The 25,042-nt window shown below is 66.0% G+C and carries 21 protein-coding genes and 1 tRNA gene; 10 read left to right on the top strand and 12 right to left on the bottom strand.

Features of this window, described 5'->3' with window-relative positions; genetic code table 11:
* Together F6B93_RS06515 and gntH are read right to left on the bottom strand one after the other, a co-directional pair.
* The gene (locus tag F6B93_RS06515; protein WP_246541099.1) at nucleotides 1–951 is read right to left on the bottom strand and encodes a CobW family GTP-binding protein; all 951 of its coding nucleotides are present in this window, start codon (nucleotides 949–951) and stop codon (nucleotides 1–3) included.
* Nucleotides 952–981: 30 nt separating this feature from the next.
* Nucleotides 982–2,187: a guanitoxin biosynthesis MBL fold metallo-hydrolase GntH gene (gntH, locus tag F6B93_RS06510; protein WP_281426156.1), complete on the bottom strand. Its 1,206-nt coding sequence runs from the start codon at nucleotides 2,185–2,187 to the stop codon at nucleotides 982–984.
* A gap of 278 nt (nucleotides 2,188–2,465) precedes the next feature.
* Between gntH and F6B93_RS06505 the strand changes: the two genes are divergently transcribed.
* Nucleotides 2,466–4,823: an arylsulfatase gene (locus tag F6B93_RS06505; RefSeq protein WP_211698358.1), complete on the top strand. Its 2,358-nt coding sequence runs from the start codon at nucleotides 2,466–2,468 to the stop codon at nucleotides 4,821–4,823.
* A gap of 21 nt (nucleotides 4,824–4,844) precedes the next feature.
* On the opposite strand, the gene F6B93_RS06500 is transcribed toward F6B93_RS06505, so the two are convergent.
* The 5 genes from F6B93_RS06500 to pgm all read right to left on the bottom strand — a co-directional run bounded on the left by F6B93_RS06500 (nucleotide 4,845) and on the right by pgm (nucleotide 11,176).
* Entirely contained in the window at nucleotides 4,845–5,207 is a 363-nt protein-coding gene (locus tag F6B93_RS06500; RefSeq protein ID WP_211698357.1) for a nuclear transport factor 2 family protein, read from the bottom strand.
* A 146-nt stretch (nucleotides 5,208–5,353) separates the two neighbouring features.
* Nucleotides 5,354–7,939, bottom strand: a complete 2,586-nt coding sequence (locus F6B93_RS06495; RefSeq protein ID WP_211698356.1) for a PE domain-containing protein — start codon at nucleotides 7,937–7,939, stop codon at nucleotides 5,354–5,356.
* A 413-nt stretch (nucleotides 7,940–8,352) separates the two neighbouring features.
* Nucleotides 8,353–9,015 carry a cutinase family protein gene (locus F6B93_RS06490; protein ID WP_211698355.1) on the bottom strand — a complete coding sequence of 221 codons (663 nt, stop codon included), beginning with the start codon at nucleotides 9,013–9,015 and terminating at the stop codon, nucleotides 8,353–8,355.
* A gap of 387 nt (nucleotides 9,016–9,402) precedes the next feature.
* Nucleotides 9,403–9,475, bottom strand: a tRNA-Ala gene (locus tag F6B93_RS06485).
* 69 nt (nucleotides 9,476–9,544) lie between these two features.
* Nucleotides 9,545–11,176: a phosphoglucomutase (alpha-D-glucose-1,6-bisphosphate-dependent) gene (gene pgm, locus F6B93_RS06480; RefSeq protein WP_211698354.1), complete on the bottom strand. Its 1,632-nt coding sequence runs from the start codon at nucleotides 11,174–11,176 to the stop codon at nucleotides 9,545–9,547.
* A 112-nt stretch (nucleotides 11,177–11,288) separates the two neighbouring features.
* Here pgm and crcB (F6B93_RS06475) point away from each other — a divergent pair, with 112 nt between their 5' ends.
* From crcB (F6B93_RS06475) to F6B93_RS06465, 3 genes are read left to right on the top strand one after another with little or no spacing between them, the layout of a single operon-like run.
* Nucleotides 11,289–11,687, top strand: coding sequence for a fluoride efflux transporter CrcB (gene crcB / locus F6B93_RS06475; RefSeq protein ID WP_211698353.1), 399 nt, complete (start codon nucleotides 11,289–11,291; stop codon nucleotides 11,685–11,687).
* On the top strand, nucleotides 11,684–12,049 hold the full coding sequence (gene crcB / locus F6B93_RS06470) for a fluoride efflux transporter CrcB (protein ID WP_211698352.1): 366 nt from the start codon (nucleotides 11,684–11,686) through the stop codon (nucleotides 12,047–12,049). The genes crcB (F6B93_RS06475) and crcB (F6B93_RS06470) overlap by 4 nt, the downstream gene beginning before the upstream one ends.
* A complete protein-coding gene (locus F6B93_RS06465; RefSeq protein ID WP_211698351.1) occupies nucleotides 12,046–13,155 on the top strand; it encodes a DUF190 domain-containing protein in 1,110 nt (369 codons plus the stop codon). The genes crcB (F6B93_RS06470) and F6B93_RS06465 overlap by 4 nt, the downstream gene beginning before the upstream one ends.
* 19 nt (nucleotides 13,156–13,174) lie before the next feature.
* Here F6B93_RS06465 and F6B93_RS06460 read toward each other — a convergent pair whose 3' ends face one another.
* Nucleotides 13,175–13,531 carry a DUF488 domain-containing protein gene (locus F6B93_RS06460; RefSeq protein WP_211698350.1) on the bottom strand — a complete coding sequence of 119 codons (357 nt, stop codon included), beginning with the start codon at nucleotides 13,529–13,531 and terminating at the stop codon, nucleotides 13,175–13,177.
* An 84-nt stretch (nucleotides 13,532–13,615) separates the two neighbouring features.
* Between F6B93_RS06460 and F6B93_RS06455 the strand changes: the two genes are divergently transcribed.
* Nucleotides 13,616–14,887, top strand: coding sequence for an HNH endonuclease (locus F6B93_RS06455; protein ID WP_211698349.1), 1,272 nt, complete (start codon nucleotides 13,616–13,618; stop codon nucleotides 14,885–14,887).
* Nucleotides 14,888–14,917: 30 nt separating this feature from the next.
* On the opposite strand, the gene F6B93_RS06450 is transcribed toward F6B93_RS06455, so the two are convergent.
* Entirely contained in the window at nucleotides 14,918–15,835 is a 918-nt protein-coding gene (locus F6B93_RS06450; RefSeq protein ID WP_211699311.1) for an HpcH/HpaI aldolase/citrate lyase family protein, read from the bottom strand.
* A gap of 241 nt (nucleotides 15,836–16,076) precedes the next feature.
* Between F6B93_RS06450 and F6B93_RS06445 the strand changes: the two genes are divergently transcribed.
* From F6B93_RS06445 to F6B93_RS06435, 3 genes are read left to right on the top strand one after another with little or no spacing between them, the layout of a single operon-like run.
* Nucleotides 16,077–17,504 (top strand): DHA2 family efflux MFS transporter permease subunit, encoded by a 1,428-nt coding sequence (locus F6B93_RS06445; protein ID WP_211698348.1) that lies wholly within the window; start codon nucleotides 16,077–16,079, stop codon nucleotides 17,502–17,504.
* Nucleotides 17,491–17,940: an SRPBCC family protein gene (locus F6B93_RS06440; RefSeq protein WP_211698347.1), complete on the top strand. Its 450-nt coding sequence runs from the start codon at nucleotides 17,491–17,493 to the stop codon at nucleotides 17,938–17,940. The genes F6B93_RS06445 and F6B93_RS06440 overlap by 14 nt, the downstream gene beginning before the upstream one ends.
* A complete protein-coding gene (locus F6B93_RS06435; RefSeq protein ID WP_211698346.1) occupies nucleotides 17,933–19,753 on the top strand; it encodes a sulfatase-like hydrolase/transferase in 1,821 nt (606 codons plus the stop codon). Before F6B93_RS06440 ends, F6B93_RS06435 begins: the two co-directional genes overlap by 8 nt.
* 7 nt (nucleotides 19,754–19,760) lie before the next feature.
* Here the strand turns inward: F6B93_RS06435 and F6B93_RS06430 are convergent, their stop codons facing one another.
* Together F6B93_RS06430 and F6B93_RS06425 are read right to left on the bottom strand one after the other, a co-directional pair.
* A complete protein-coding gene (locus F6B93_RS06430; protein WP_425518499.1) occupies nucleotides 19,761–21,053 on the bottom strand; it encodes an MFS transporter in 1,293 nt (430 codons plus the stop codon).
* Nucleotides 21,050–22,075 (bottom strand): PLP-dependent cysteine synthase family protein, encoded by a 1,026-nt coding sequence (locus F6B93_RS06425; protein ID WP_246541098.1) that lies wholly within the window; start codon nucleotides 22,073–22,075, stop codon nucleotides 21,050–21,052. The genes F6B93_RS06430 and F6B93_RS06425 overlap by 4 nt, the downstream gene beginning before the upstream one ends.
* Nucleotides 22,076–22,322: 247 nt before the next feature.
* On the opposite strand from F6B93_RS06425, the gene F6B93_RS06420 reads away from it, so the two are divergent.
* Together F6B93_RS06420 and F6B93_RS06415 are read left to right on the top strand one after the other, a co-directional pair.
* On the top strand, nucleotides 22,323–23,060 hold the full coding sequence (locus tag F6B93_RS06420; RefSeq protein WP_211698345.1) for a response regulator transcription factor: 738 nt from the start codon (nucleotides 22,323–22,325) through the stop codon (nucleotides 23,058–23,060).
* Nucleotides 23,057–24,181 (top strand): sensor histidine kinase, encoded by a 1,125-nt coding sequence (locus F6B93_RS06415; protein WP_211698344.1) that lies wholly within the window; start codon nucleotides 23,057–23,059, stop codon nucleotides 24,179–24,181. The genes F6B93_RS06420 and F6B93_RS06415 overlap by 4 nt, the downstream gene beginning before the upstream one ends.
* Here the strand turns inward: F6B93_RS06415 and F6B93_RS06410 are convergent.
* Entirely contained in the window at nucleotides 24,173–24,997 is an 825-nt protein-coding gene (locus tag F6B93_RS06410; protein WP_211698343.1) for an LLM class F420-dependent oxidoreductase, read from the bottom strand. The genes F6B93_RS06415 and F6B93_RS06410 overlap by 9 nt on opposite strands.
* Nucleotides 24,998–25,042 lie beyond the last annotated feature (45 nt).

The raw sequence follows: 25,042 nt of genomic DNA, 5'->3' as shown, positions 1-25,042 counted from the left end.
TCAGGCGTCGGCGTGGCACGCATCGAACGCCGTCCGCATCCCTTCGGCGTCGATGCCTCCACGGCTGCCGATCGCGACGATGCGAGTGCGCGCCGGGCGTGCCCCCCAGGCGTCAAGCATGGTTATCTCCGTGCGCCGCCCCACAGTCTGCAGCGACAAGCGAGTGTCCGGATGGTCGGCGGCATAGACAATGCCCTTGCAGCGGTAGACGGTGCCGGGAAGGTTGCGGCGGACCATCTCCTCGAGTGCTTGCACGGAAAACGGCCGGTCTGACTCGTAGGAACAAGTCTCGAAGTTAGCACCGTCAACGGGGCCATCGCCCGCGACCGCGGTGTCGACAGCCTCAGATCCGTCGAAGCGACCCACACCGAGCAACACCTCGTTGGGCACGTCACAGTAGTTGGCCTCGACGATTCGCACCCGGCGCATGTTGTGGTCGATCCAGGCCCGCACGAGCGCCGTCTGGGCGGGACCCGCAAGATCCACTTTGTTCAGGATCACGAGATCGGCGGTGCCGACCTGATGCAGCTTGAGCATCGCCAGACCGGGTGCATCCTCGATATGGGCGAAGGCCTGGTCGGCGTCGACAACGCAGGTCACGCTGTCGAGGCGGATCCGGTCGGCATGGGTGGCGTCGTTGAACGTCACCCAGATACCGAGCGGATCGGCGATGCCACTCGCCTCGAGCACGATGTACTTGGGCGCGTGCTCACCGGATAGCAGCCGGTCGACGGCCTCGATCAGGTCGTCGCGAATCTGGCAGCAGACGCAGCCGTTGGCGAGGCTGATCATCTCGTCCTGCACGCCGACGACCAGATCGGCGTCGATGTTGATCGCGCCGAAGTCGTTGACCAGCACACCAACCCGCAGACCGTGATCGCCGTTGAGGATCCTGTTGAGCAGGGTCGTCTTGCCCGCACCGAGAAAGCCGGTCAGGATCGTGATCGGCACCACGCCGACATCGGAAGCAGCCAGCACGTATTACACCGGGGAGTCTGGGTCGATGCCGCGCGCCTCGAGCATCTCGCGCGGGTCGATCGTGAATCCCTCTGTGGGCCAGGTATTTACCGGATCGCGATCGGTGTCGGGCGGGTAGTAGGCATGCGGATCGATCTCCATATCGCGCAGGAATTGCTGCTGCTGTTCTTCGCGGGGCAGTTGCGGCCGCGGCAACTCCATCTCCGAGGGCAGGGACATGCCCGGCGGAAGCATCCAGCGGGGATCCAGCGGTGTGATCGCCGCGCCCTTGGGTAACGCAGCCTCACGCGCCCAGATGTAGTCCTTGTTCACGTTGACGACTTGCACGTCGGGCCCGCCAAACATGAACAGGCCGCTGTAATTCGAGCGGACCTGGGCAACCGACTCGACGTCGAGCGCGATCCCGTTGTCCTCGTAGTGCACGATCATGCCGAGGCGCGGCTGCACCTTGTTCATCAGATAGCCGGCCGCGTAGTACATCGTGTGCCACGAGTCGATCGTGTACTTCATGAGGTCCTCGGGCACACCGAATTTCAGCGAGGACAGCATCGGTGTGTCGATCTGACCCTCGGTGATGAAGACATCGCAGCCCGCCGCGTACTTCTCGGTCTTATCGTCGGGTCGGCCGTCGCCGGTCCACACCACGGAAAGCCCGGCGTCTTCCCAGTCGAGGCGGTACGCCGAAGCGCCATCTTTGACGTGCGAGCGCGGCCAGTGTCTGACCACGATGCCGTCCTTGTCGTAGCAGACGCCGTTTTCTTCCTGCCAATCGAACTCGGTGACGTCCATCTCGAAGCCGTCCGCGATCGTGGCGTGCAGAAAGTTCTCTTCATGCCAGCGCAGCATCTCGCGCATGTGCTTGGCCATGTGTTTGATACCCAGCTCCGGAGTGGCCCCGGACGGGCCATACAACCGCAGCGGCTCCCAGCGACCCGACCATGCCGTGAACGGGTACATGTAGGGCAGGTCGGCGAAATGGTCACCGTGCAGGTGTGAGATGAAGATATCGTTGATGAACTTCGGCGGAATCTGCATGGCGAGAGCGTTTTTCACACTCCCGTTGCCCATGTCGAAGAAAAAGCGCCGCGGCTGCGAACTGCCATTGCCGCATTCGACCAAGATGCACGTACCCGACTGCAGGTCGGTCGGCGGCCAGGGCGTGCTCCCCAGGATCGAAATTCGCATCTCCCCCGCCGGCAATATCTCCACACCCGGCGAGTAGAAGTTGCGGTTCAACAATGCGGGCCACGGCCGGTAGTAGTCCGGCAGGCTGATTCCGCCACCAGGACGTCGGCCGTAGGGATTGCTGGGTTGTGTCACGAGAACCCCTCGATCTGCGCTGCTTGCTACGGCTGTCGAACACGCGCACCGCACGCATCCTGGAGTCTGCCCTCGCCCACAAACGAGGCACAACCTTTCGACTCCCCGAAGCGACTAAACCTGATTGTATTAGACGGTTGCGTCAATAAGTGAAAGGGAGGGTCGCCATGCCCCAGCTACCAGAGCATTCCGGCCGTCATGTGCTACCGATTCCGGACGTGCCCGCCAAGGGCAAGATCGCACTGGACGCGCGGGAGGCCGAGTTCCCCGCCTACCAGCCGCTTCGCCCACCCGCCGGAGCGCCGAACGTCGTGATCGTGTTGATCGACGATATGGGCGCGGGGGCGCCCAGCGCTGTCGGAGGGCCGTGTCGCATGCCTGCCATGGAGCGCATCGCCCAACGGGGTCTGACCTACAACCGATTCCACACCACGGCGCTGTGTTCGCCCACCAGACAAGCGCTGCTGACGGGGCGCAACCACCATTCGGCCGGCATGGGTTCGGTGTGTGAGGTCGCGACCGGTGCGCCCGGCAACGACAGCGTGCGCCCAAACACGGTGGCGACCGTGGCAGAGATATTGCGGCTCAACGGCTACAGCACGGCAGCGTTCGGCAAGATGCATCAAACGCCGACGTGGGAGGTCAGCGCGTCGGGTCCGTTCGACCGATGGCCCACCGGCGACGGTTTTGAGCGCTTCTTCGGGTTCGTCGGCGGCGAGACGAACCAGTGGGCGCCCACCCTGTACGAAGGTACGTCCCCGGTCGAGCCGTGGGGCACCGCCGCGGACGGGTATCACTTCTCCGAGGACATGGTCGACAAGGCGATCGCCCACGTGCGCAATCTGCACACGATGACGCCGGACAAGCCGTTTTTTCTTTACGTGTCGTTCGGCGCAACCCATGCGCCGCACCATGTCCCGGCCGACTACATCGAGCGCTACCGCGGTCGCTTCGACCGGGGCTGGGATGCCGTGCGCGACGAAACCTTGGCGGCCATGAAGCAGTGCGGCATCGTGCCCGAGGACACCGAGCTGACCGCCCGCCCCGAAGGTGTGGTGGCCTGGGAAGACCTCGACGACACCCAACGTGCCGTCTACGCGCGGCTGATGGAGACTTATGCCGGCTTCGCCGAGCACACCGACGCTCAGGTCGGGCGCCTTGTCGATGCGCTCGAGGAGATCGGGGGCGGCGACGACACCCTGTTCGTCTACATCGCCGGCGACAACGGAGCCAGCGCCGAAGGCGGTCTGGACGGCACCTTCAATGAGCTGATGGCGCTGAACGCGATCCCGCAGAGTCTCGACGATGTGCGCAGCCGCATCGACGATGTTGGCGGCCCGATGGCCTTCAACCACTACCCGGTCGGGTGGGCGCACGCGATGAACTGCCCGTATCAGTACACGAAGCAGGTCGCCTCGCATTTCGGCGGCACCCGCAACTCGATGGCCCTGGCGTGGCCCGCCAAGATTCGTGATGCGGGCGGCGTTCGTCCGCAGTTCACCCACGTGATCGACGTCGTCCCCACGATCCTGGAGGCCGCCGGGCTGCCCGAGCCGAGCACGGTCAACGGCGTGGCCCAGAAGCCGATCCAGGGAACATCGATGGTCTACACCTTCGACGATTCCAACGCCGCCGACCGACACCTCACCCAGTACTTCGAGATGTTCGGCAATCGCGGCATCTATCACGAAGGATGGACCGCCGTCACTCGGCACAGCCTGCCCTGGATCACCCGGCAGCGGCCATCATTCGACGCCGACGAGTGGGAGCTTTATGACACGGCTAATGACTGGAGCCAGGCCCGAGACCTGTCCGCGGAAATGCCCGACAAGCTACGTCGGTTGCAGGAGCTCTTTCTCATCGAAGCGTCGAAGTACGACGTCTTCCCGCTCGACGACCGCAGCTACGAACGCTTCAACGCCTCGATAGCTGGACGGCCGGACCTGCCCGGGGACCGAACGACGATGACCTTCTACCCCGGCATGGATCACCTGATGGAAAACACCGTGCTGAACGTGAAGAACCGTTCGCACACAATCACCGCCGAGATCGAAGTGACCGACGGCGCCACCGACGGGGTGCTCATCGCCCAGGGTGGCCGATTCGCCGGATGGAGCCTCTATGTCAAAGAGTCCCGGCTGAGGTACGCCTATAACTGGTTCGATAGCCAATACACCACGATCGAATCCACCGAGCCGCTGCCGCGCGGGGTCGTCCACGTCAGGTACCACTTCGCCTTCGACGGCGGCCAGCCAGGCGCGGGCGGGGTCGGGCGCCTCTACATCACCGATCGCCTTGTCGGTGAGGGGCGGATCGAGCGGACCGTGCCCTATGTGTTCTCCGCGGACGAAACCTTGGACATCGGTCGCGATCTGGCCCTGCCCGTCACGAGCGACTACCCCGAAGGCCATGCCAACGCGTTCCAAGGCACGCTCGGGTGGGTCCGCATCGACCTGGACGACGACGACCTCAGCCACCAAGAACCGGAGGACAACAAATACCACCGGATCATGTCGCGCCAGTAGGCGGAGGTTGGCTCGTGCGAGTCAGCTCGGCTCGAGCGGCCCGAAGAACCCGATGACTTCTTTGACACGACCGGCGGCATCGGTGACCGCGACGTCGAAGCCAGCCAGGACCAGCTCACCGTCGAGATGGATCGCCCAGTGGTAGCGGTAGTAGCCGTGATGTCCATCGACATCGCTGGCACGCGAGTAGACCGCTCCGGGGACCCGCGTGTGGACCTCGTGAACGTTGGCCTCGAAGGCGTCGATACCGACGATGTCGACCGATGGGTCGACGAAGTGCACATCGGGCGCCAAGGCCTTCTCGAGATGACTCCGCACCCGTGTCGGATCCTTCTCGTTCCATGCGGCGAGCATATGGTCGAACGATTCCGGGGCTTGGCTCATGGGTACCTCCTCAAGCGCCAAATGATGTACCGACAAAGCGATTTCAGAGATCGAGTGCTATGGAATGCCCACAGGTTTCACGGTAGTGCACTGAGGCGCCACGGGAGAGACGCATCGATTGGGCATCGCTGAAGCCTGGTGACTGGCTACGACAGCCCATTGAGCCCGTCTTGGCCCAGCAGCAGCCCGCCGGCGCCGCCAGTGCCGGGACCGCCGTTGGTGGCTCCGATGCCGCTGTTGCCGCCGTTGCCGCCGGTCCCAATCAGCACGGCGGCACCGCCGGTTCCGCCGGCCCCGCCGTTCCCGCCGTTCACGTCGCCCTCGCCGCCGGCGCCGCCGGCCCCACCGCCACCCCACAGTTGTCCGCCGGTGCCGCCGACCCCGCCAGCACCCCCGGCGCCATTGCCGGCGAGGCCGCCGGCCCCACCGGCGCCGCCGGCCCCACCAAAGCCCAGCCACCCGCCGAGCCCGCCGGAGCCACCAGCACCCCCGTCGCCAAAAAAGCCGGTCCCGCCGGTGCCGCCGGCCCCGCCGTTGCCCCACAGCAGCCCAGCGCTCCCGCCGGCCCCGCCAGCACCCCCACTGGTGCCGATTCCGCCGGTGCCGCCGGCCCCACCCGCGCCGCCCAGCAACCCAGCATCACCGCCAGCCCCACCAGCCCCCGCAGTCTCACCGGGTCCGCCGGCGCCGCCGGCCCCACCCGGGCCACCCAGCAGCCCGGCATCACCGCCAGCCCCGCCAGCCCCCCCGGTATCTCCGCTCGCGCCGTCACCGCCGTCGCCGCCGCCGGCGCCCACCAACCCAGCCAGCAACCCTCCAGCCCCTCCAGCCCCTCCATCCCCGCCAGGTCTACCGCCGCCTCCGAAGCTGGCTCCGCCTACCCCGCCGAGCCCGCCCGCACCCCACAACCCCCCAGCACCACCCGCGCCACCGGCCCCACCATTCCCGCCGTTTGTGATCCCGCCGACGCCGCCGACCCCGCCAGTGCCGAATAACCAGCCACCGGTCCCACCGACCCCGCCGGCTCCACCATCAGCGGCCAACGAGAACGCGCCGGTGCCGCCGGACCCGCCAGCACCCACCAATCCGGCCGACCCACCGGCCCCACCGCCGCTACCGCTAGCGGCCGCGCCCGAGCCGCCGGCCCCGCCATCACCGAGCAGCCACCCACCCGCGGCGCCGTCGGCGCCGCTACCTGCCGCGCCGGGAATGCCGTTGCCGATCAGCGGTCGCCCGGTCAGGTCCTGGATCGGCGCGTTGATCGCGCCCAACACTTGTTGCTGCAGGGCATGTAGTGGCGAGGTGGGCGCCGGGGCGTTGAAACCGTCCAGCCCCAACAGCTGCCCGCTGGTCCCGCCGACACCGGTGCCACCCGCGGTGGGGCCGGCCCCGCCGATGCCGGCGTTGCCGCCGTTGCCGATCAACACCGCGTTGCCCCCGGCCCCGCCGCCCCCACCGGTCACTCCCTCACCGCCGGCCCCGCCGGCGCCGCCGTTACCGATCAGCAGCCCCGCCGGGCCCCCGGCCCCCCCAATACCCCCGACACCACCACCACCACCACCAAAGCCACCGGTCCCGCCGACACCGCCATTGGAGAACACCAACCCGCCGGCGCCACCGGCCCCACCATCACCCCCTGCGTCAGCAGAACCGCCTGTCCCGCCGGGCCCGCCGTCAGAAAACAGCAACCCGCCGTTGCCACCGGCCCCACCAGCCCCACCAGTGGTGATGCCTAGTCCGCCGGTGCCGCCGGCCCCACCGGCACCGAACAACCCACCAGTGCCGAATAGCCCGCCGGCGTGGCCACCAGCCCCCCCAGCCCCCCCGGTGGTCATCCCGGATGCGCCGCTGCCACCGGCCCCACCCGGACCGCCCAACACCCCGGCGCTACCGCCGGCCCCACCAGCACCCCCGGTCGATCCGAATCCGCCGGTGCCGCCGTCGCCTCCGCCGGCGCCCACCAACCCAGCCAGCAACCCTCCGGCCCCGCCAGCACCACCAGCCCCACCGTCGGCGCCACCAACGGTCTCGCCGCCGGCCCCACCGAGCCCGCCCGCACCGAACAACCCCCCAGCCCCACCAAGCCCACCAGCCCCACCTGCACCACCACCCGGGCCGGTGGCGCCGCCGGCCCCGCCGGCCCCGCCATCACCCCACAACCAACCCCCCGCACCGCCAACCCCACCCGCACCGCCGGCCCCCAAGTTGGAGCTGCCCCCGGCCCCACCAGCACCGCCGGTCCCGAACAATCCCGCCGCCCCGCCGGCACCGCCGTTCTGCCCGGCCGCACCCGACCCGCCGGCCCCCCCATCACCCAGCAACCACCCACCCGGGGCACCATTGGCACCGGTCCCCGGAGCCCCATTGGCGCCGTTGCCGATCACCGGACGCCCCGTCAACGCCACACTTTGGGCATTGACCGCATCCAACAACTGCGCCAACGGCCCGGTATTGACCGCCTCAGCAGCCGCATAAGAACCCCCAGCGGCGGCCAACGCCCGGACAAACTCCTCGTGAAACACCCCCAGTTGCGCACCCGCTACCTGATAGGCCTGACCATGCGCCGACAACAACGCCGCAATCGCCGCCGACACCTCATCACCGGCGGCGGTGGCGATCCCCGTCGTCGCCGCGGCCGCCGCCGCATTCGCCGAACCTAGCGCCGAGCCGACACCCGCCAAATCCGCCGCCGCCGAGGCCAGCAACCCCGGAACCACCGCCACATATGACATCGTTGTCCTCCAACCGGATCATCAGTGACCGCTCGGGCAGGCCGAAATGCAGCCCATCCAACCATACGTTTCGGAATTGTCCAGTTTTGCGGCGACCCGTTTTGTGATCGGGTTACACCTGCAACAGGTGACGGCAACGACGTCCGCTACTCACCCGTCCACAACCGGCTGGATCGAGGCCTGTGACGCGAGGTGGGCGTGACCATTCAGCTCTTACCGCGGGTCGAAATGCGTTAATTGGCAGAGGTTTTCGAGCATATACTGCCCGAGGATGTCCTGAAGGAAACACAGAGACTCGGTCGCTGCAGTCTGCCGTCGGTCGAGCGAACGGCGAAGGGAGGGAACCACAACATGGCCCGCATTTGGTCACCCGTGGGCTGCGATCGCCGGGCGCCGAGCGGCCGCTCTAGGGGTTAGATCCTGCGCGCGACCACACGCGCTGCCCGGGTGGTCCAGTCCGGCACGTAGCTCACATGCGCGTTCCACTCAATGCCGCCCGAGCAGATCGGGTCGCCAGGATTGCACACGTCGATGATCTTGGACTTGAAATCCGGGTTTATGGCGCCGATGAGTCGAGGCGTTCGGTTGGTCGGATTTCCGAAAAGGGCGACGGCGGCCACGTGCCGAGCCGCTTGGGCCGGTAGCGGCCTAGTGAAGCCCAGGCCCGCCATCGGTGCGGCAGCGACGATGTCCATCACCGCGGCCCCCTGGGAGTACCCGCCCAGCACCAGTTTGGTCCGCGGGCACACCTTGGCCATTCGCTGAATGTGGTCACTAGCGTCGTTCGCTCCTTGCGTGGAGGCCATGAAGTCCCTGTTGGCCGGGTACTTCACCGCGTATGCCCCAATGGTCTTGAAGAGGGACTGCCGGCGTAAGGAACTGATGAAGGCTTGGCCAACCTGCCCGACACCGGGCGGCTCGTCCGTTCCCCGGGCAAACAAGACCTCGGCACTCGGGCACGCCGTCGCCGATGCCGGCGGTGCCAGTCCGGGCGTAATCAACAATGCGGTCGCAATCAACAATGCGGCCGCCGCGTTCTCGGCGACCCGGCGAGGCTTGATCGGGAAAAACCCCATTCGGTGATTTTAGGGGCTTGTGGGCTTGCGTCAGTCGCGCGCGCGTCACGGACCTGCAACAACCTGGAAGCAACGAAACTTGGCGGCCGCCGCATCGCGCGTTCGGATTCGCCGATCCCATCACTGTCGGTCCGACCACAGAGCTCGCTGACTGCCGTTGCGGGAGCATATCTTCGTTTGGTAGCCACGGCAGCAACCCAAGATCGACCGCCCAGCAACACTACGCGGTGGAGCTAGCAACGGACCTCGCCAACGTCGTAGGGTTCGTCTGAGGTGCCGCGAGACCGTGGTGATTGGGACGCCGGCGGAATGAACGCCATCAGCGGGGCTCCACTGACAAACGCACTGACGCGGGTTAGATTTGTACTATATACGCAGGTCAAAGAGTGGAGCTAAGGGGACTCGAACCCCTGACCCCCACACTGCCAGTGTGGTGCGCTACCAGCTGCGCCATAGCCCCGTGAAGTGATGCCCATCGAAGCTACACCACGACCACGAGGCGTTCAAAGTCCCTGATCAGGCCGCTCCCCTAGCCGATGACTTGGTTCACCACCTCCCGCGCGGTGTTTTGCACCTCCGCGAGATGCTCGGGTCCGCGGAAGGACTCGGCGTAGATCTTGTAGACGTCCTCGGTGCCCGAAGGTCGGGCGGCGAACCACGCGTTGGCCGTCGTCACCTTGAGTCCGCCGAGGGGGGCACCATTACCGGGAGCGGCGGTGAGCTTCGCGGTGATCGGCTCACCCGCGAGCTCGGTGGCCCTGACCTGGTCGGGCGACAGCTTGGCCAGCCGGGCTTTCTGCTCGCGGTCAGCGGGTGCGTTCAGCCGTGCATACGTCGGCGCTCCGTATTTGCCGGCCAGCGCGCGGTAGCGCTGCGAGGGCGTGCTACCCGTGACGGCCAAGATCTCGGCGGCCAGCAGCGCCATGATGATGCCGTCTTTGTCGGTGGTCCAGACCGATCCGTCGCGTCGCAGAAACGACGCTCCGGCTGACTCCTCGCCGCCGAAGCCAATGCGGCCGCCGATCAGGCCGTCGACGAACCATTTGAAGCCGACGGGCACCTCAACCAGCGAGCGACCGATACCAGCCACCACGCGATCGATGATCGACGAGCTGACCACAGTTTTGCCGACGGCGACGTTGCGGGGCCACAACAACCGGTGGGTATAGAGATAGTCGATAGCGGCGGCCAAGTAATGGTTGGGATTCAGCAGTCCCTCGTCGGGGGTAACGATGCCGTGGCGGTCCGCGTCGGCGTCGTTGCCCGTGGCGATCTGGTAGCGCTCGCGGTTGGCGATCAGTGAGGCCATCGCGTCGGGCGAGCTGCAGTCCATCCGAATCTTGCCGTCGGTGTCGAGCGTCATGAACCGCCACGTCGCGTCGACCAGCGGATTGACCACGGTCAACTGCAGATCGTGTCGGTCGGCGATCTCGGCCCAGTAGTCCACACTGGCGCCGCCAAGTGGGTCGGCGCCGATCCGCACGTCGGCTGCGCCGATCGCGGCGAGATCGACCACACTAGGTAGGTCGTCGACGTAATCACCCATATAGTCGTAGCGCTGCGCGGTCCGGCGAGCTCGGGCAAACGCGACTCGCTTCACGGCCGACCCTGTACGCAGAATCTCGTTGGCCCGCTGTGCGATTGCGTTGGTTACGGCCGTGTCCGCGGGGCCGCCGCTGGGTGGGTTGTACTTGAAGCCGCCGTCGCGTGGTGGGTTGTGCGACGGAGTGACGACGATTCCGTCTGCCAGCGCATCGGTACGGCCACGGTTGTACTCAAGAATGGCGCGGCTAATCGCCGGTGTGGGCGTGTAGCGGTCGCGGGAGTCCACGACCGCTAATACGTCGTTGCCGACGAGCACCTCGAGCGCTGATACCCATGCGGGTTCTGAAAGCCCATGCGTGTCACGGCCGATGAACAGCGGACCGGTGATGCCGTGGGTGGCACGGTGCTCGACGATGGCCTGGGTGATGGCGAGAATATGGTCCTCGTTGAAGACTCCGTCCAGGGCGGAGCCACGGTGACCCGAGGTACCGAAGGCCACCTGTTGCGCCACATCGTCGGGGTCAGGTCGAACCGAGTAATAGGCCGTCACCAGGTGCGGCAGATCGACGAGGTCCTGCGGCTGGGCCGGCTTGCCGGCCCGTGGGTTGGCCACCATGACTACCAATTCTGCCCGCTGGCAGGCTTCCCGATGTTCCAGGGTTTTCCGTCGCGCCAGTCTGGCCCTACGCTGCGAAGCGCGGCAACGGTACTCGGGAGGTAATCGACTGGTGGCGAATCACGACTATCGAGAATTGGCTGCGATTTTCGCTGGCGGAGCACTGGGCGCGCTAGCCCGCGCGGTCCTGGGTACCCTCTCGGTCCCGGATCCCGCGAGGTGGCCATGGCCCACGTTCACGGTCAACATCGTGGGTGCCTTCGTCTTGGGCTACGTCACCACACGGCTGCTTGAGCGATTGCCGGTGTCGAGCTACCGGCGTCCGCTACTGGGCACCGGGTTGTGTGGCGGGCTAACCACCTTTTCGACAATGCAGGTGGAGACACTAGAGATGATCGAACACGGGCATTGGGTGCTCGCCGCCAGCTACACCGCGACCAGCATCGTGCTGGGTTTGGTGGCGGTATACGTGGCTACGGTTTTCGTGCGCCGAGTGCGGGTGCGCGGATGACGGCCGCGATGTGGGTGGGCGTCATGCTCTTGGGCGGCGTCGGGTCGGTGTTGCGGTTTCTGGTGGATCGAACGGTAGCTCGCCGGATGGCCCCGGCGTTTCCGTTCGGCACCCTGACCGTGAACGTCACTGGCGCCGCGGTCCTGGGGTTTCTCGCCGGCCTGACGTTGTCCAAGGCAGCCGCACTGCTGGCCGGCACGGCGCTGGTTGGCGCCTACACAACGTTCTCCACCTGGATGCTCGAAACCCAGCGGCTTAGCGAAGAGCGCCAGCTACTCGCCGCGTTCGCGAACATCGCCATCAGCGTCGTGCTCGGCGTGGCCGCAGCACTAGGCGGACAATGGGTCGCGGAGCAATGGTGAACCAGCAGTGTCTGAAGTTGACCGCGTATTTCGGCGAGCGCCAACGCGCCGTCGGCAAAGCCGAGGGGTTTCTCGCCGATGCGATGCTGGATTTGTTCGGCAGCCGAGATATCGCGACCAGCGTGATGCTGCGCGGCATCACAAGTTACGGGCGGAGCCATGACCTGCGCTCCGACCAATCGCTGAGCCTGTCCGAGGACCCACCGGTGACCATCGCGGCCGTCGATGTCGAGCCGAAGATCCGGGCCTTGGTCGACGACGTCACCGCGATGACCGACCGTGGACTGCTCACGCTGGAACGCGCCCGGCTCATCACGCGGGACGATGGCATCGAGGACCTTGGCGACGTCGAGAGCCGAGCCACGGAATCCGCCAAACTGACGGTCTATGTCGGTCGCCAGGAGCGAGTCCGCGGCCGGCCACCCCACAACGTCGTGTGCGAGTTGTTGTACCGCCACGGATTCGCCGGTGCCTCGGTGCTTCTCGGTGTCGACGGCACCGCCCATGGCGAGCGCTACCGGGCACGTTTCTTCAGTCGCAACGTCAACGTTCCCCTGATGATCATCGCCATCGGGACACCCGCGCGGGTTTCGGCCGCCGTCGCCGAACTGACCGAGGTGCTACCCAACCGAGTGCTAACCATCGAGCGCGTGCGGATCTGCAAACGCGACGGGGAACTGTTCGCGCGCCCACCGGAGCTACCAACGACCGACGACCACGGGCGCAACCTGTGGCAGAAGCTGATGGTGCACACCGCCGAGGCGACCTTGCATGACGGACTACCGATCCACCGGGCAGTTGTCCACCGCCTGCTGCAATCAGAGACTGCCCGGGGAGCCACCGCACTGCGCGGCATCTGGGGGTTTCACGGCAACCATAAGCCGCACGGGGACAAGCTCTTTGCGCTCACTCGTAGAGTTCCGGTGACCACCATCGTCGTTGACACACCGGAGTCCATAGCGCGCAGCTTCGACATCATCGACGAGCTGACTGCGCGCCACGGGCTCGTGACCAGCGAGATGGTACCCGCCGCAATGTCACTGAGTGAGGCGGAACCGGGGTCGCGCCCGAGCAGTGAAACCCCGCTGGCGGAGTACGACTACTGATTGCCTACGCGGTCACCCCTCAGCGGCTGTTGAGGATCCTTGCGAGGACGGCCGCGTGACTGCCGTCCACGTTGCGGGTGGCACTTACCAGTGTTACGACACTGTGCGTGACTAGCTTGCGCAACTCCTCCAACGCGATGTTGTCGGCCAATTCCTTCTCGTAACGCAACGCAAATTCGTCGAAACGCTCGGGGTGGCCGTGGTACCACTCGCGCAGTTCCCTCGACGGTGCAGCGTCCTTGCACCAGATGCCCACCCTCGGGTCGTCCTTGCGGATTCCGCGCGGCCAGATGCGATCGACGAGGACTCGCTGACCATCGTCGGGATGAACGTCTTCATAGATCCGAGCCGCCCGGACCCGGCTGTTACGGCTCACAGGTCGAGCGTATCGGCGACGCGACAATGCCCCGGGGCGCTATGGTGGCCCACGGCGACAGCATGATGTGCTAGTATCGAACATATGTTCGATACTAGCGTAGCGGTCGACCCCTCCGACGAAGCGGCGTTGATCGAGCGAATCGCCGCACTAGAGAGAGTGAAATCCGCGGCCGCGGCCGGCCAAGCGCGGGCCGCGGCCGCTCTGGATGCGGCACGCCGTGCCGCCGAAGAGGTCACCGGTGTGCCCGCCGCGCGACGTGGACGCGGCGTCGCGAGTGAGATCGCGCTGGCGCGACGAGACTCACCCGCCCGGGGCAGCCGACATCTCGGCTTCGCCAAGGCCCTGATCAACGAGATGCCGCACACGCTTGCGGCGTTGGAATCCGGAGTGCTGTCGGAGTGGCGTGCCACGCTCATCGTCCGAGAAAGCGCCTGCCTGGATGTCGCGGACAGGCGCACGTTAGATGCCGAATTGTGTGGTGAGCCGCGCGGTCTCGATGGGATGGGCGATGCTCGGGTAGCCGCGGCAGCCAAGGCGATCGCCTACCGGTTGGATCCCCATGCTGTCGTCGACCGCGCAGCCAAGGCCGAGGGCGAACGCACGGTCACCATTCGACCGGCGCCCGACACCATGACATATCTGACCGCTCTCTTGCCGGTAGCGGCGGGTGTATCGGTATACGCGGCGCTAAAACGCGAGGCAGACATCCGGTGTGACGGGCGCTCCCGCGGACAAGTGATGGCAGATACCCTCGTCGAACGGGTCACCGGCCGCGATGCGACGGTCCCGACTCGGATCGCGGTCAACCTGGTGTTGTCGGATGAAACACTCCTGAGCGGCGACAGCGCGCCCGCTGACGTCTGCGGATACGGGCCGATACCCGCAGCGGTCGCCCGCACCATGGTTTTCGGCGCCGTCGCCGACAAACGCTCCCGCGCGACGCTCCGTAGGCTCTACGCGCATCCGCGTGCGGGCGCGCTCGTCGCCATGGAGTCCCGGGCCCGACGCTTTCCCCGGGGCCTGGCGGCGTTCATCGACCTGCGAGATCGATGCTGCCGGACTCCCTACTGTGACGCACCGATCCGACACCGCGACCACGCGCAACCGTGGGCCAAGGGTGGCTCCACCACCTCGGACAACGGCCTCGGCACGTGTGAGCGCTGCAACTACGCCAAGGAAGCGGCTGGCTGGGAAGTTGTCACGGATTTCCACGAAAACCACACTCACACAGCGAAATTCACTACTCCAACCGGCCGAAGTTACCGGTCTGGGGCGCCGCCGCGCGTGATGCCGATCGCGATCAGCGGAGTCGAGGTCAAGGTGGGCATTGCGCTCGCTCGACACGCCGCCTAGCCGAGCACCGCACGCACCCAGCGCTAAGGCTCAGTAGTGATAGGTGTCCGACGGAGCCGGCATGTGAACCGATTCGTCGTCGAAGTCGGACGCTTCGATACCGTAGGAACGAGCCAGTTCTAGGATCTTGGTTGCACGGGCAACACGCGGCAGGTCGGACCCGTTGCGTATCTCGCCGCCGTCGCGCTCGAACTCGGCGAAAAACTCCTTTGCCCAACCGATTTCGTCCTGTGACGGGGAGAGGCCCTCATTGACAACTGAGCACTGGTCTGGTGAAAGGCAGATCTTGCCGGTCATCCCGAACTCAACAGACACCGCCGTCGCCTCAATGAGCTTCAGCGCATTGGAGCCAATGGTCGGGCCGTCTATCGCACTCGGCAAGCTCGCCGCCTTCGCTGCGATGGTAAAACGCGATCGGGCATAGGCCAGGGTGGCCGGCTCTTCGCCAAAACCCGTGTCCCGGCGGAAATCGCCGATGCCGAAGGCAAGCCGGAACGTGCCCTTGGCTAGAGCGATCTCGGTGACACGTTCGAGGCCCCGGGCCGTTTCAACCAGCGCCACGATCGGCACATTGGGTAGACGTTTCGCGGTCTCGGTAACGTGGTCCACGGACTCGACCATCGCCAGCATCACTCCGCCGACAGAGCTGCCGGCCAGCGTGGCTACGTCTTCCGCCCACCACGGGGTGCCAAAGCCGTTGATGCGGACCCAGTCGGAGTTTCCGGCGCCGAGCCAAGTTACGACGTTGCCGCGCGCTTCGTCCTTATCCTTCGGCGCGACCGCATCCTCGATGTCCAGGACCACAATGTCGGCGCGAGAGTGTGCGGCGGCCTGGAATCGGTCGGCGTGCGCACCGTTGACCAATAGCCAACTGCGCGCAAGCACCGGGTCGATGCGTGAGCCAATGTCATCGGGATCCATCACGTGGCTGTTGAGTTGTTCGTGCATTGTGCGCTCTGCCGTCATCGTTGTTGCTCTGTCTGTGTGGTCTTTCCTAAACCGCGGCGTGTTTCCTAAACCGTAGCGGTACCGCAACGCGGCGCCTCGCACGCCCCGCGTCACGGCGCCGCGAGCCCACGGAACTCCGTCGAGCCAGTCAATAGCCGATGCGCGCCGCTGGCTCGCCGGTATGATCAGCGCGGCTAAGTTCAAGACCGACGAGCGGCCTGAGTTAAGGACATCCATCGACATGGACTCCAACGAGGCCGCTCTGCGTCAAGGTCGCGAGAGGAGCGGACAAGCAGCGTTGTACGCGCTGTGCGTCAGTTTCTTCATGGTCGGGGTCGACGCCTCGATCGTCAACGTCGCGATTCCGGCGATGCAGACCGCCCTGGACGCGACCCTCAACGACATGGTGTGGGTCAACAGCATCTATGCCTTGTGTTTGTCGGTGCCGTTGATCATGGCTGGTCGCCTGGGTGATCGATTTGGGCCCAAACGGTTGTTTCTTGTCGGGTTGGCCGGATTTACCGCCGCCTCGCTGGCCTGCGCGCTGGCGCCGGAACCGGAGATACTGATCGCCGCGCGCGCGGCGCAGGGGCTGGCGGCGGCACTGGTCATCCCACAGACGATGAGCCTGATCGTGCACATCTTTCCCGCCGAGCGGCGTGGCGCGGCGCTGGGGATATGGAGCGCCGTTGGCGCGGCGGCGATGGCGGCCGGCCCGCTGATGGGTGGGGTGTTGGTGGCATCGGTCGGATGGCGATGGATTTTCTTGATCAACGTCCCGATCGGGATCGCCGGCTGGATCGCCGCCCTGCGATTCGTTCCCGATTACCGTCCACATCATCAGCATCGGTTCGATCTGCTGGGGGTCGCCTTGAGCGGGACCGGCCTGTTCGCGGTGGTGTTCGCCATCCAAAGCGGTGAGCACTACGACTGGGGCATCATCGCCGGGCCGATCTCTATCGCCTCGGTGGCCATCACCGGAGTCATCTGTTTGTTGGTGTTTGTACTGTGGCAGAACGTGAATTCCCGCGAGCCGCTGCTGCCGCTGCGCCTGTTCACCAACCGTAACTTCTCGACGGCGAGCACCGCGGGCCTTGCCATGGGTGCTGCCATGGGGGGGTTGTTTCTGCCGCTGATGATTTACCTGCAGACCACGCTGGGGTACTCGCCGCTGGTAGCCGGGGCAGCCACGGTACCGATGTTTGTGTTGTCGTCATGGTGCGCGCATGCTGCCGGACGGGCCTCGGATCGATGGAATCCCGCGCTCATCTCCGGCGCGGGGTTCGCGGTGTTGGCCGTGGGCATCGCCGCACTGGTGTGGGTGCTGGATCCCGGTGTGTCGTTGTGGCTGTTGATGGCACCGATGCTGGTCGCCGGTGTGGGTCTGGGTGGGGTGTCGGCGCCGCTGGCCGGCATCGCCACCCGCACGGTGCCGACGGAACTGGTGGGCGCTGCCTCGGGGGTGTTCAACACCACCCGACAGCTCGGCGGCGCCCTCGGCAGCGCGGCGACCGGCGTCCTGCTGCAAGCTGGTATCGGTCCCACTACCACGACCGCGACCCAAGCGTCGCTGGTATTCCCCATCGTCATGTTGGTGATGGGCGTGGGGTGCTGCGCACTTATGCGCAAACCCGCCATGGTGTTTCATGGACGCAGTGGCAGAAATTAGTCGCCGCAGAACGATCGCGGCACGACAGCAGGCGGTCTGGGACCTACTGGCCGATTTCGGTTCGCTGAGCTCGTGGGCGGACAACATCGACCACTCCTGTGTGCTGAGTCGCGGTCCCGACGGCGGGCCAGTGGCCACCACTCGCCGCGTACAGGTCGGTCCAAACGCGCTGCTAGAGCGCATCATCTCGGTCGATCCACCCACGACGCTGGTCTACGCCATCGAGGGCCTGCCGACCCGGTTGCGCACCGTCACGAATCGCTGGACGTTGCTGACCAGCGGCGATGCGACCGTCGTGACAGTGGCCAGCACGGTAAGGATCGGGTCGGGCCTACCCGCTCGCCTCGCCGAACACGTAGTGCTGCGTCTATTGGCCAAGCAGTCCGACGCGATGCTCGCCGGGCTGGCCCACCGATTGGAGACAACGCATGCCTGACCGTCCCGACATCATCATCCTGATGACCGACGAAGAGCGCGCGGCGCCGCCGTATGAGTCGCCCGAGCTGCTCGCCTGGCGGCAACGTGCCCTGGCTAGCCATCGCTGGTTCGACGAACATGGGGTGAGGTTTGCTCGGCACTACACGGGTTCGCTGGCGTGCGTGCCCAGCCGGCCGACGATCTTCACCGGCCAGTATCCGGACCTGCATGGCGTCACCCAGACCGATGGTCTCGGCAAGCGATTCGACGATTCGAGGCTGCGGTGGCTGCGAGCCGGCGAAGTTCCAACGCTGGGTAACTGGTTTCGCGCGGCCGGGTACGACACCCACTACGACGGCAAGTGGCACATCTCCCACGCCGACCTGGAGAACCCGGCGACGGGCGAATCGCTGGCCACTAATGATGGCGACGGCGTCGTCGACGCGGCGGCCGTGCAGCGCTATCTCGATGCCGACCCGCTCGGCCCCTATGGCTTCTCCGGTTGGGTGGGTCCTGAGCCTCACGGGGCGGGGTTGGCCAACAGCGGTTTTCGACGCGACCCGCTCATCGCCGATCGCGTCGTGGCGTGGCTGCGGGACCGCTATGACCGGCGTCGCGCCGGTGATGCGGCTGCGAGGCAACCGTTCTTACTGGTCGCCAGCTTCGTCAACCCGCATGACATCGTCCTGTTCCCGGCTTGGCTGCGGCGCAACCCGCTTCCGGCAACCACGCTGGAGCCGCCCCGTGTGCCGGCGCCACCTACTGCCGGTGAGGATTTGTCGCAGAAACCCGCCGCACAGATCGCATTCCGCGAGGCGTACTACTCCGGATACGGTCCGGCCCGCGCGATCAGGCGCGTCTACAAACGCAACGCGCAACGCTACCGCGATCTGTATTACCGCCTGCATGCCGAGGTCGACGGACCGATCGAGCGGGTGCGACGGGCAGTCACCGAAGGCGGATCCGAGAATGCCGTGCTGGTGCGCACCGCCGATCATGGCGAGCTGCTCGGCGCACACGGCGGATTGCACCAGAAGTGGTTCAACCTGTATGACGAGGCCACCCGGGTGCCTTTTGTGGTCGCTCGCATCGGTGACAATGCCACTGAGCCCCGCTCGATCTCGGCGCCAACCTCACACATCGACGTGGTGCCGACACTGCTCGGCGCGGCCGGCATCGACGTAGACGTCGTGGCCGCGAGTCTCGCCGAGTCGTTCTCCGAGGTGCACCCGCTTCCCGGCCGCGACCTGATGCCCGTGGTGGATGGGGCGTCGCCCGACGAGGGGCGGGCCGTCTACCTCATCACGCGCGACAATGTGCTCGAAGGCGATACCGGCGCATCTGGGCTAGCCCGGCAATTGGGCCGCACCGTGAATCCGCCGGCGCCGCTGCGCATCAAGGTGCCCGCGCACGTAGCAGCCAACTTCGAGGGGTTGGTCGTGCGGGTCGATAACGCCGACGCCGTTGGAGGTGCCGGACACCTGTGGAAGCTAGTGCGCACCTTCGACGACCCTGGCACGTGGACCGAACCGGGTGTGCGTCACTTGGCCACCAACGGTATTGGCGGCGAGGTGTACCGCACCGATCCGCTCGACGACCAATGGGAGCTCTACGACCTGACGGCCGATCCCATCGAGGCTGACAACCGATGGACCGACCGCGAACTGCATGACCTGCGCCAGTTTCTGCGGATGCAGCTCAAACACCAGCGGGCATCGTCGGTGCCGGAGCGCAATCGGCCGTGGCCGTACGCCGACCGGCACCCGCCGGCCGGCGGTTCCACCGGGCCGGTGCGTCGAGTGTGGCGACGTTTCGCGAGGTCAGAAAACTAGAGCCCCGCTACCGCCCAGCCCCGACCACTTCGCCGCGGCCCGAATCACCCGAGTCACTGGACTCGGCCGATCTCGTCTGCAGATGGCCACCCCGGTCGAGCCGGTAGAGGGCACAAGCAGACACGATGCCGATCGAGAACAGACCCACCCAGACCAGAGCGCCGTTGCCCGCGTCGCGCGCGGCCTGAAAGATCGAACCGGTCGCGAGGTTCCCGACGAGGATCCCGACTCCGACGATGGTGTTGTAGAAGCCGTAGTGGGTGGCAACCAAACGCTGGCGCGACAGCGACACCAACAGGTCCATCTCGAACGGAAACACTGCCGCCGAGCCCACGGCGAGCACCGCCGCGGACACCACCACCGCACCCATCGCGGCGACCGCCGGGAGCCCTTGCGCATCGGGCACAGCGATCAGCGGCACGAAAGCTGCCGCCAGAATCGTCATGCCGATGATCAGGCAACGTCCTGATCCCCAGCGACCAGCGAACCAGCGGGTGATACGGAGCTGACCGAGCACTGCGACCAATCCCGAGACCACGAAGAGGGCGGCGACGAGCATCGCCTCGGAACCCGGTGCCAGCACAGCCGCCTGCAGCGGCAACGCGAGATAGATCTGGAACGACAACACATACGACCCGATCATCGCCACGGCGAACAGCAGCAACGATCGATTCGCCGCGACTGTTCGCCAGTCGCTACGCAGCGCCGTCGGCTCGGCCCGTTTTACTCCATGTTGCGGTAGCGCGAACAGTTGCAGGGCGGTCAGTGCCGCGAAGACGAGCGCGGCACCGGCAGCGCTGACTCGGAAATCGACCGTCGCGAGCGCAAGCCCGGCCAACGGGCCTATCAGAATGCCCGCCTGGTAGAAGACGTTGAACAAGGCGAACGCGTCAACGCGGCGCTCGCGGGCGTCAGCGGCCAGGTATGCGCGAACAGCCGGGTTGAACAGGGCACCAGCGAATCCGGTAGCAGCTGCCGCGAACAGCACTGCGGGCAGCGACTGGGCGAACACAAGCAGCGCGAACCCGGCGGTGCGCAACAGGCAACCCGCGAGGATCAACGGCTTGTAGCCAAGCCGATCGGCCAGAGTTCCGCCGACGATGAACATGCCTTGTTGCGAAAAGCTGCGCACGCCCAATACGAGGCCGATGGCCCACGCCGACATACCCAGCGGGCCCCCAAGATAACTGGCCAGGTACGGCATCAGCATGTAGAAGCCCAGGTTGATGCCGAACTGATTGACCATCAGGATTCGGCTGGGACCGTCGAAACTCCGGAACGAAGCGATGAAGTCCCTCACGTGGCCGCCTTGGCAGGATCCACCACCGTCCTGGTCCGCGTCCAGGACTGCACCACGTGATCCCTGGGCTGGGCGATGAGGTCTGGCTCGATCGGCTGACCGCGATCCAGCAGGTTGTGGTCGCGGCAGTACTCGTCGTTGTAGATCGTGTCGAAGTACCGCTGTGGTCCGTCGGGAAACACCGCGACAATCGACGTGCCGCGCGGATAGGTGTTTGCTGCCCACCCGGCAACCAGGCTGACCGCGCCCACACTCCACCCGCCGGTGGCGTAGTGGGTGGCGGCCAGAGCGCGGCACGCCCACACCGCCTCGTGCGGTGCGACCCAGTGCACCTCGTTGAAGGCTGCGTAGTCGACATTGCCGGGGTAGATGCTCGACCCCAATCCACGCATCAGGCGAGCGCTCGGTGGCTGCCCGAAGATGGTGGAACCGATCGTATCCACGCCGATCAGCTCCACTTCAGGATTTGATCGACGCAGCGCTCGGGCGATGCCCGCTGAATGACCGCCAGTTCCCACCGAGCACACGACGACGTCGACCTCCCCCAGCTGGGCGATCAGCTCGCGAGCCAACGACCGGTAGGCATCAACGTTGTCCGGGTTGTTGTATTGATCGGGGCACCAGGCGCCAGCCTCGGCGGCCAGGAGCGCGGCCACTCGATCGCAACGCGCCTGCTGCCAACCACCGATCGGATGGGGCTCGGTGACCACGTCAACATCGACGCCGTATGCGGCCAGCATCCGATGGATGATCAGCTCCATTCCGGGATCGGTTACCACGGTGACCGGATGCCGGTACACGCTTCCGGCCAGGGCAAGACCCAATCCCAAGGTGCCACTTGTCGATTCCACGATTCGGGCGCCAGGCTGCAAATCGCCGCGGGCCCGACCACGCTCGACCATATGCACCGCTGGACGGTCTTTCATACCCCCGGGGTTGCATCCCTCCAGCTTGGCCCAGAAACCACGGTTGGTTGCGCTCAGCGGTGCCGATACCCACACCACCGGTGTGTGGCCGACCATCGACGCGCCAGGGGGCGCGCCACGGAAGCCGCGTTGCGCCGACCGATACCGGCCGGACGTGTGCCGGTGGACAACCGGAGTCGACACTGCCATGCCGGCGGCGGCTGCAGCGTCGGGTTCATTCGGTGGGTACCGTTGCACATCCCCACGGTGCCCACTGGCCCTTGGTGAATCGCTATAGCTTGGGTAAAGAACCCATCAAGACGTTCGTGTCACGCTCGAATTCGCGGTCAGGCACTATATGGCGATGGACCCCAGGCCGGAAGCTTCATCGGACCACGCGGCGGTTTGTCGAGCGCTGATTGTCGACGACGAGGTGGTGTTGACCGGCATCATCGCCAGCTACCTCGAGCGGGAGCATTACGAGGTCCGTGTCGCCCACAACGGGCCGGACGCGCTGGCCATGGCTCGCGAGTACGACCCTGACGTCGTCGTGCTGGACCTTGCCTTGCCGGGCATCGACGGGCTGGAGGTGTGCCGCCAGCTACGCACGTTTTCCGACGCGTACGTGGTGATGCTGACGGCGCGGGACACCGAAACTGACACCATCGTTGGGTTGTCCATCGGCGCGGACGACTACCTGACCAAACCCTTTAGCCCTCGAGAGCTATTGGCACGCATCCAAGCGATGCTGCGCCGGCCGAGAACGCCAAGTGGCGCCGGCGCCACCGAGGATGCTCCCGCACGCGTGTTCGGGGCAATGCGGATTGATGTGCTGGGACGGCAGGTGTTCATCCACGATCTGCCGATCCTGTTGACCCGCACCGAGTTCGACCTGCTGGCGGCCCTATCAGCCCGACCCGGGGTGGTGTTGAGCCGCCGGCAACTGATCGAGACCGTGTGGGACGAGCAGTGGGTAGGCGACGAGCACCTCGTCGACGTTCACGTCGGAAATTTGCGCCGCAAGCTCGGCGACGACGCGGGAAAGCCTCGCTACGTGGTCACCGTCCGTGGGGTCGGCTACCGGATGGGCACCGGACGATGACCGAGTCGGACGACTCCCCTAGCCGCGGCAGGCGCCGCAGCGGCTTCGGTGTTCGATTGCTGCTCGCCCAAATCATGGTGATGGTCGTCGGCACCTCCGCGGCCGCCATCGTCGCCGCAGTGGCCGGGCCGCCGCTGTTCCGTGAGCACCTGCGTCGCGCCGGAGTGACCGCCGGATCCCACCAGCAGCACCTCGTCGAGGAAGCTTATGAATACGGCGCGTTTATCTCGGCGGTGGCGGTGGCGGTTGCCCTGGTGACGGCACTGGTCGTGAGTTGGTACCTCAGTCGCAGGCTGGGCCGTTCGGTCACCGACCTGGCGTCCGCGGCAGCCGCGGTCGCCACCGGACGCTACGACCACCGTGTTGAGACACCGCACCTCGGCGACGACTTCGCCGCCCTGGCAACTGCGTTCAACCAGATGGCGACCAAACTGGAATCGGTAGAGCAGACGCGTCGCAGGTTGTTCAGCGACCTCGCCCACGAAATCAGGACGCCGGTGTCGGTCCTCGAGGCGTACACTGAGGCCTTGCAAGACGGCGTCAGGACACTGAACGCGGAGAGCATTGCTGTATTGCACGATCAGTCACAACGACTAGTTCGACTGTCCGCCGATTTCGCCGCACTCTCCCAAGCCGAGGAGAACCCGGGAAGCGTCACACCCACCTGGGTAGCCCCGAAAGATCTGGTCGGAGCCGCGTTGGCGGCCGCCGAAAGCCGGTTCGCCGACAAAGGTGTCGCGCTTCGCGCCGATGTCGGCGACGACCTACCCCCGATGTGGGCCGATCCCCACCGAATTGGGCAAGTACTGGCAAACCTGCTGGACAATGCGCTGCGCTACACACCGACCGGTGGGAGCGTCGACGTCGCGGCCCACGTCCATCACCGTGAACTCACGTTGACTGTCACCGACAGCGGCGAAGGTGTGCCCGCCGACCAGCTTGCGCACCTGTTTGAGCGCTTCTACCGGGTCGACACCGCGCGAGACCGTCAGCACGGGGGTGCGGGCATCGGCCTGGCGATCGCCAAGGCGTTGGTGGAAGCCCACGGTGGCCACATCGCCGCCAGCAGCCGCGGCATCGGGACGGGCACTACCTTCACCTTTAGCGTGCCGCTAGCCTGATAGCGCGACCTCGGCGGCCAGGCGATCGAGGTACCGAAGCGTCTGGTCGCGCGGTTCGGTCGGCAACTCCAGTAATACCCGCTCCACCCCCAGCGGCAGGTATCCCTCGAGTACTTTCGCCGTGGCTTCGCCCCACTGACACACAGTCACCGGAACGTCGCCGGCAATGGCGCGCAGCTCCTCCAGCGGACCCGCCAATAACTCCGGTGATGGGCTGATCGCGATCCACCCGGCCTTCAGCCGGGCAATGCGCCGAAAGCTCGCCGGTCCCCCACCCACATAGAGCGGCGGATACGGCGTCGTCATCGGCTTGGGCCAGCAATAGATCGGGTCGAAATCGGCGAATTGCCCATGGAATGCCGGCTTTTCCTGAGTCCAGATCTCAATCATCGCGCGCAGCCGCTCGTCTGCCACACGCCCGCGCACCGCGGGATCGACACCATGATTGGCGACTTCCTCGCGGAGCCACCCAACGCCGACACCGAAGCGAAACCGTCCCTGGGACAACAGATCCAGTGACGCAACCTCCTTCGCGGTGATAATGGGATCCCGCTCCGGGATGAGAGCGATGCCGGTGCCCACGACGAGCCTCTGCGTCGCGACCGCCGCCGCCGTCAACGCCACGAACGGATCGAGTGAGCGGTAATACCTATCCGGGATTGGGCCGCCACCCGGGTAGGAGCTCACGTGCTCTACCGGGATGTGCGTGTGCTCGGCGAGGAAGACCGATTCAAACCCGCGTTCTTCCAGTGCCACACCCAGCTCCACTGGACCAATCCCCTGGTCGGTCACAGACGTCAGGACACCGAAATGCATTCTTGCTCCTTTCGCCTGATCCATCGCATGCGCTGACTATCGCGA

The organism is Mycobacterium spongiae (assembly GCF_018278905.1).
In the GTDB taxonomy this organism is placed as follows: domain Bacteria; phylum Actinomycetota; class Actinomycetes; order Mycobacteriales; family Mycobacteriaceae; genus Mycobacterium; species Mycobacterium spongiae.
This window is presented reverse-complemented; position numbering and strand designations above follow the sequence as displayed.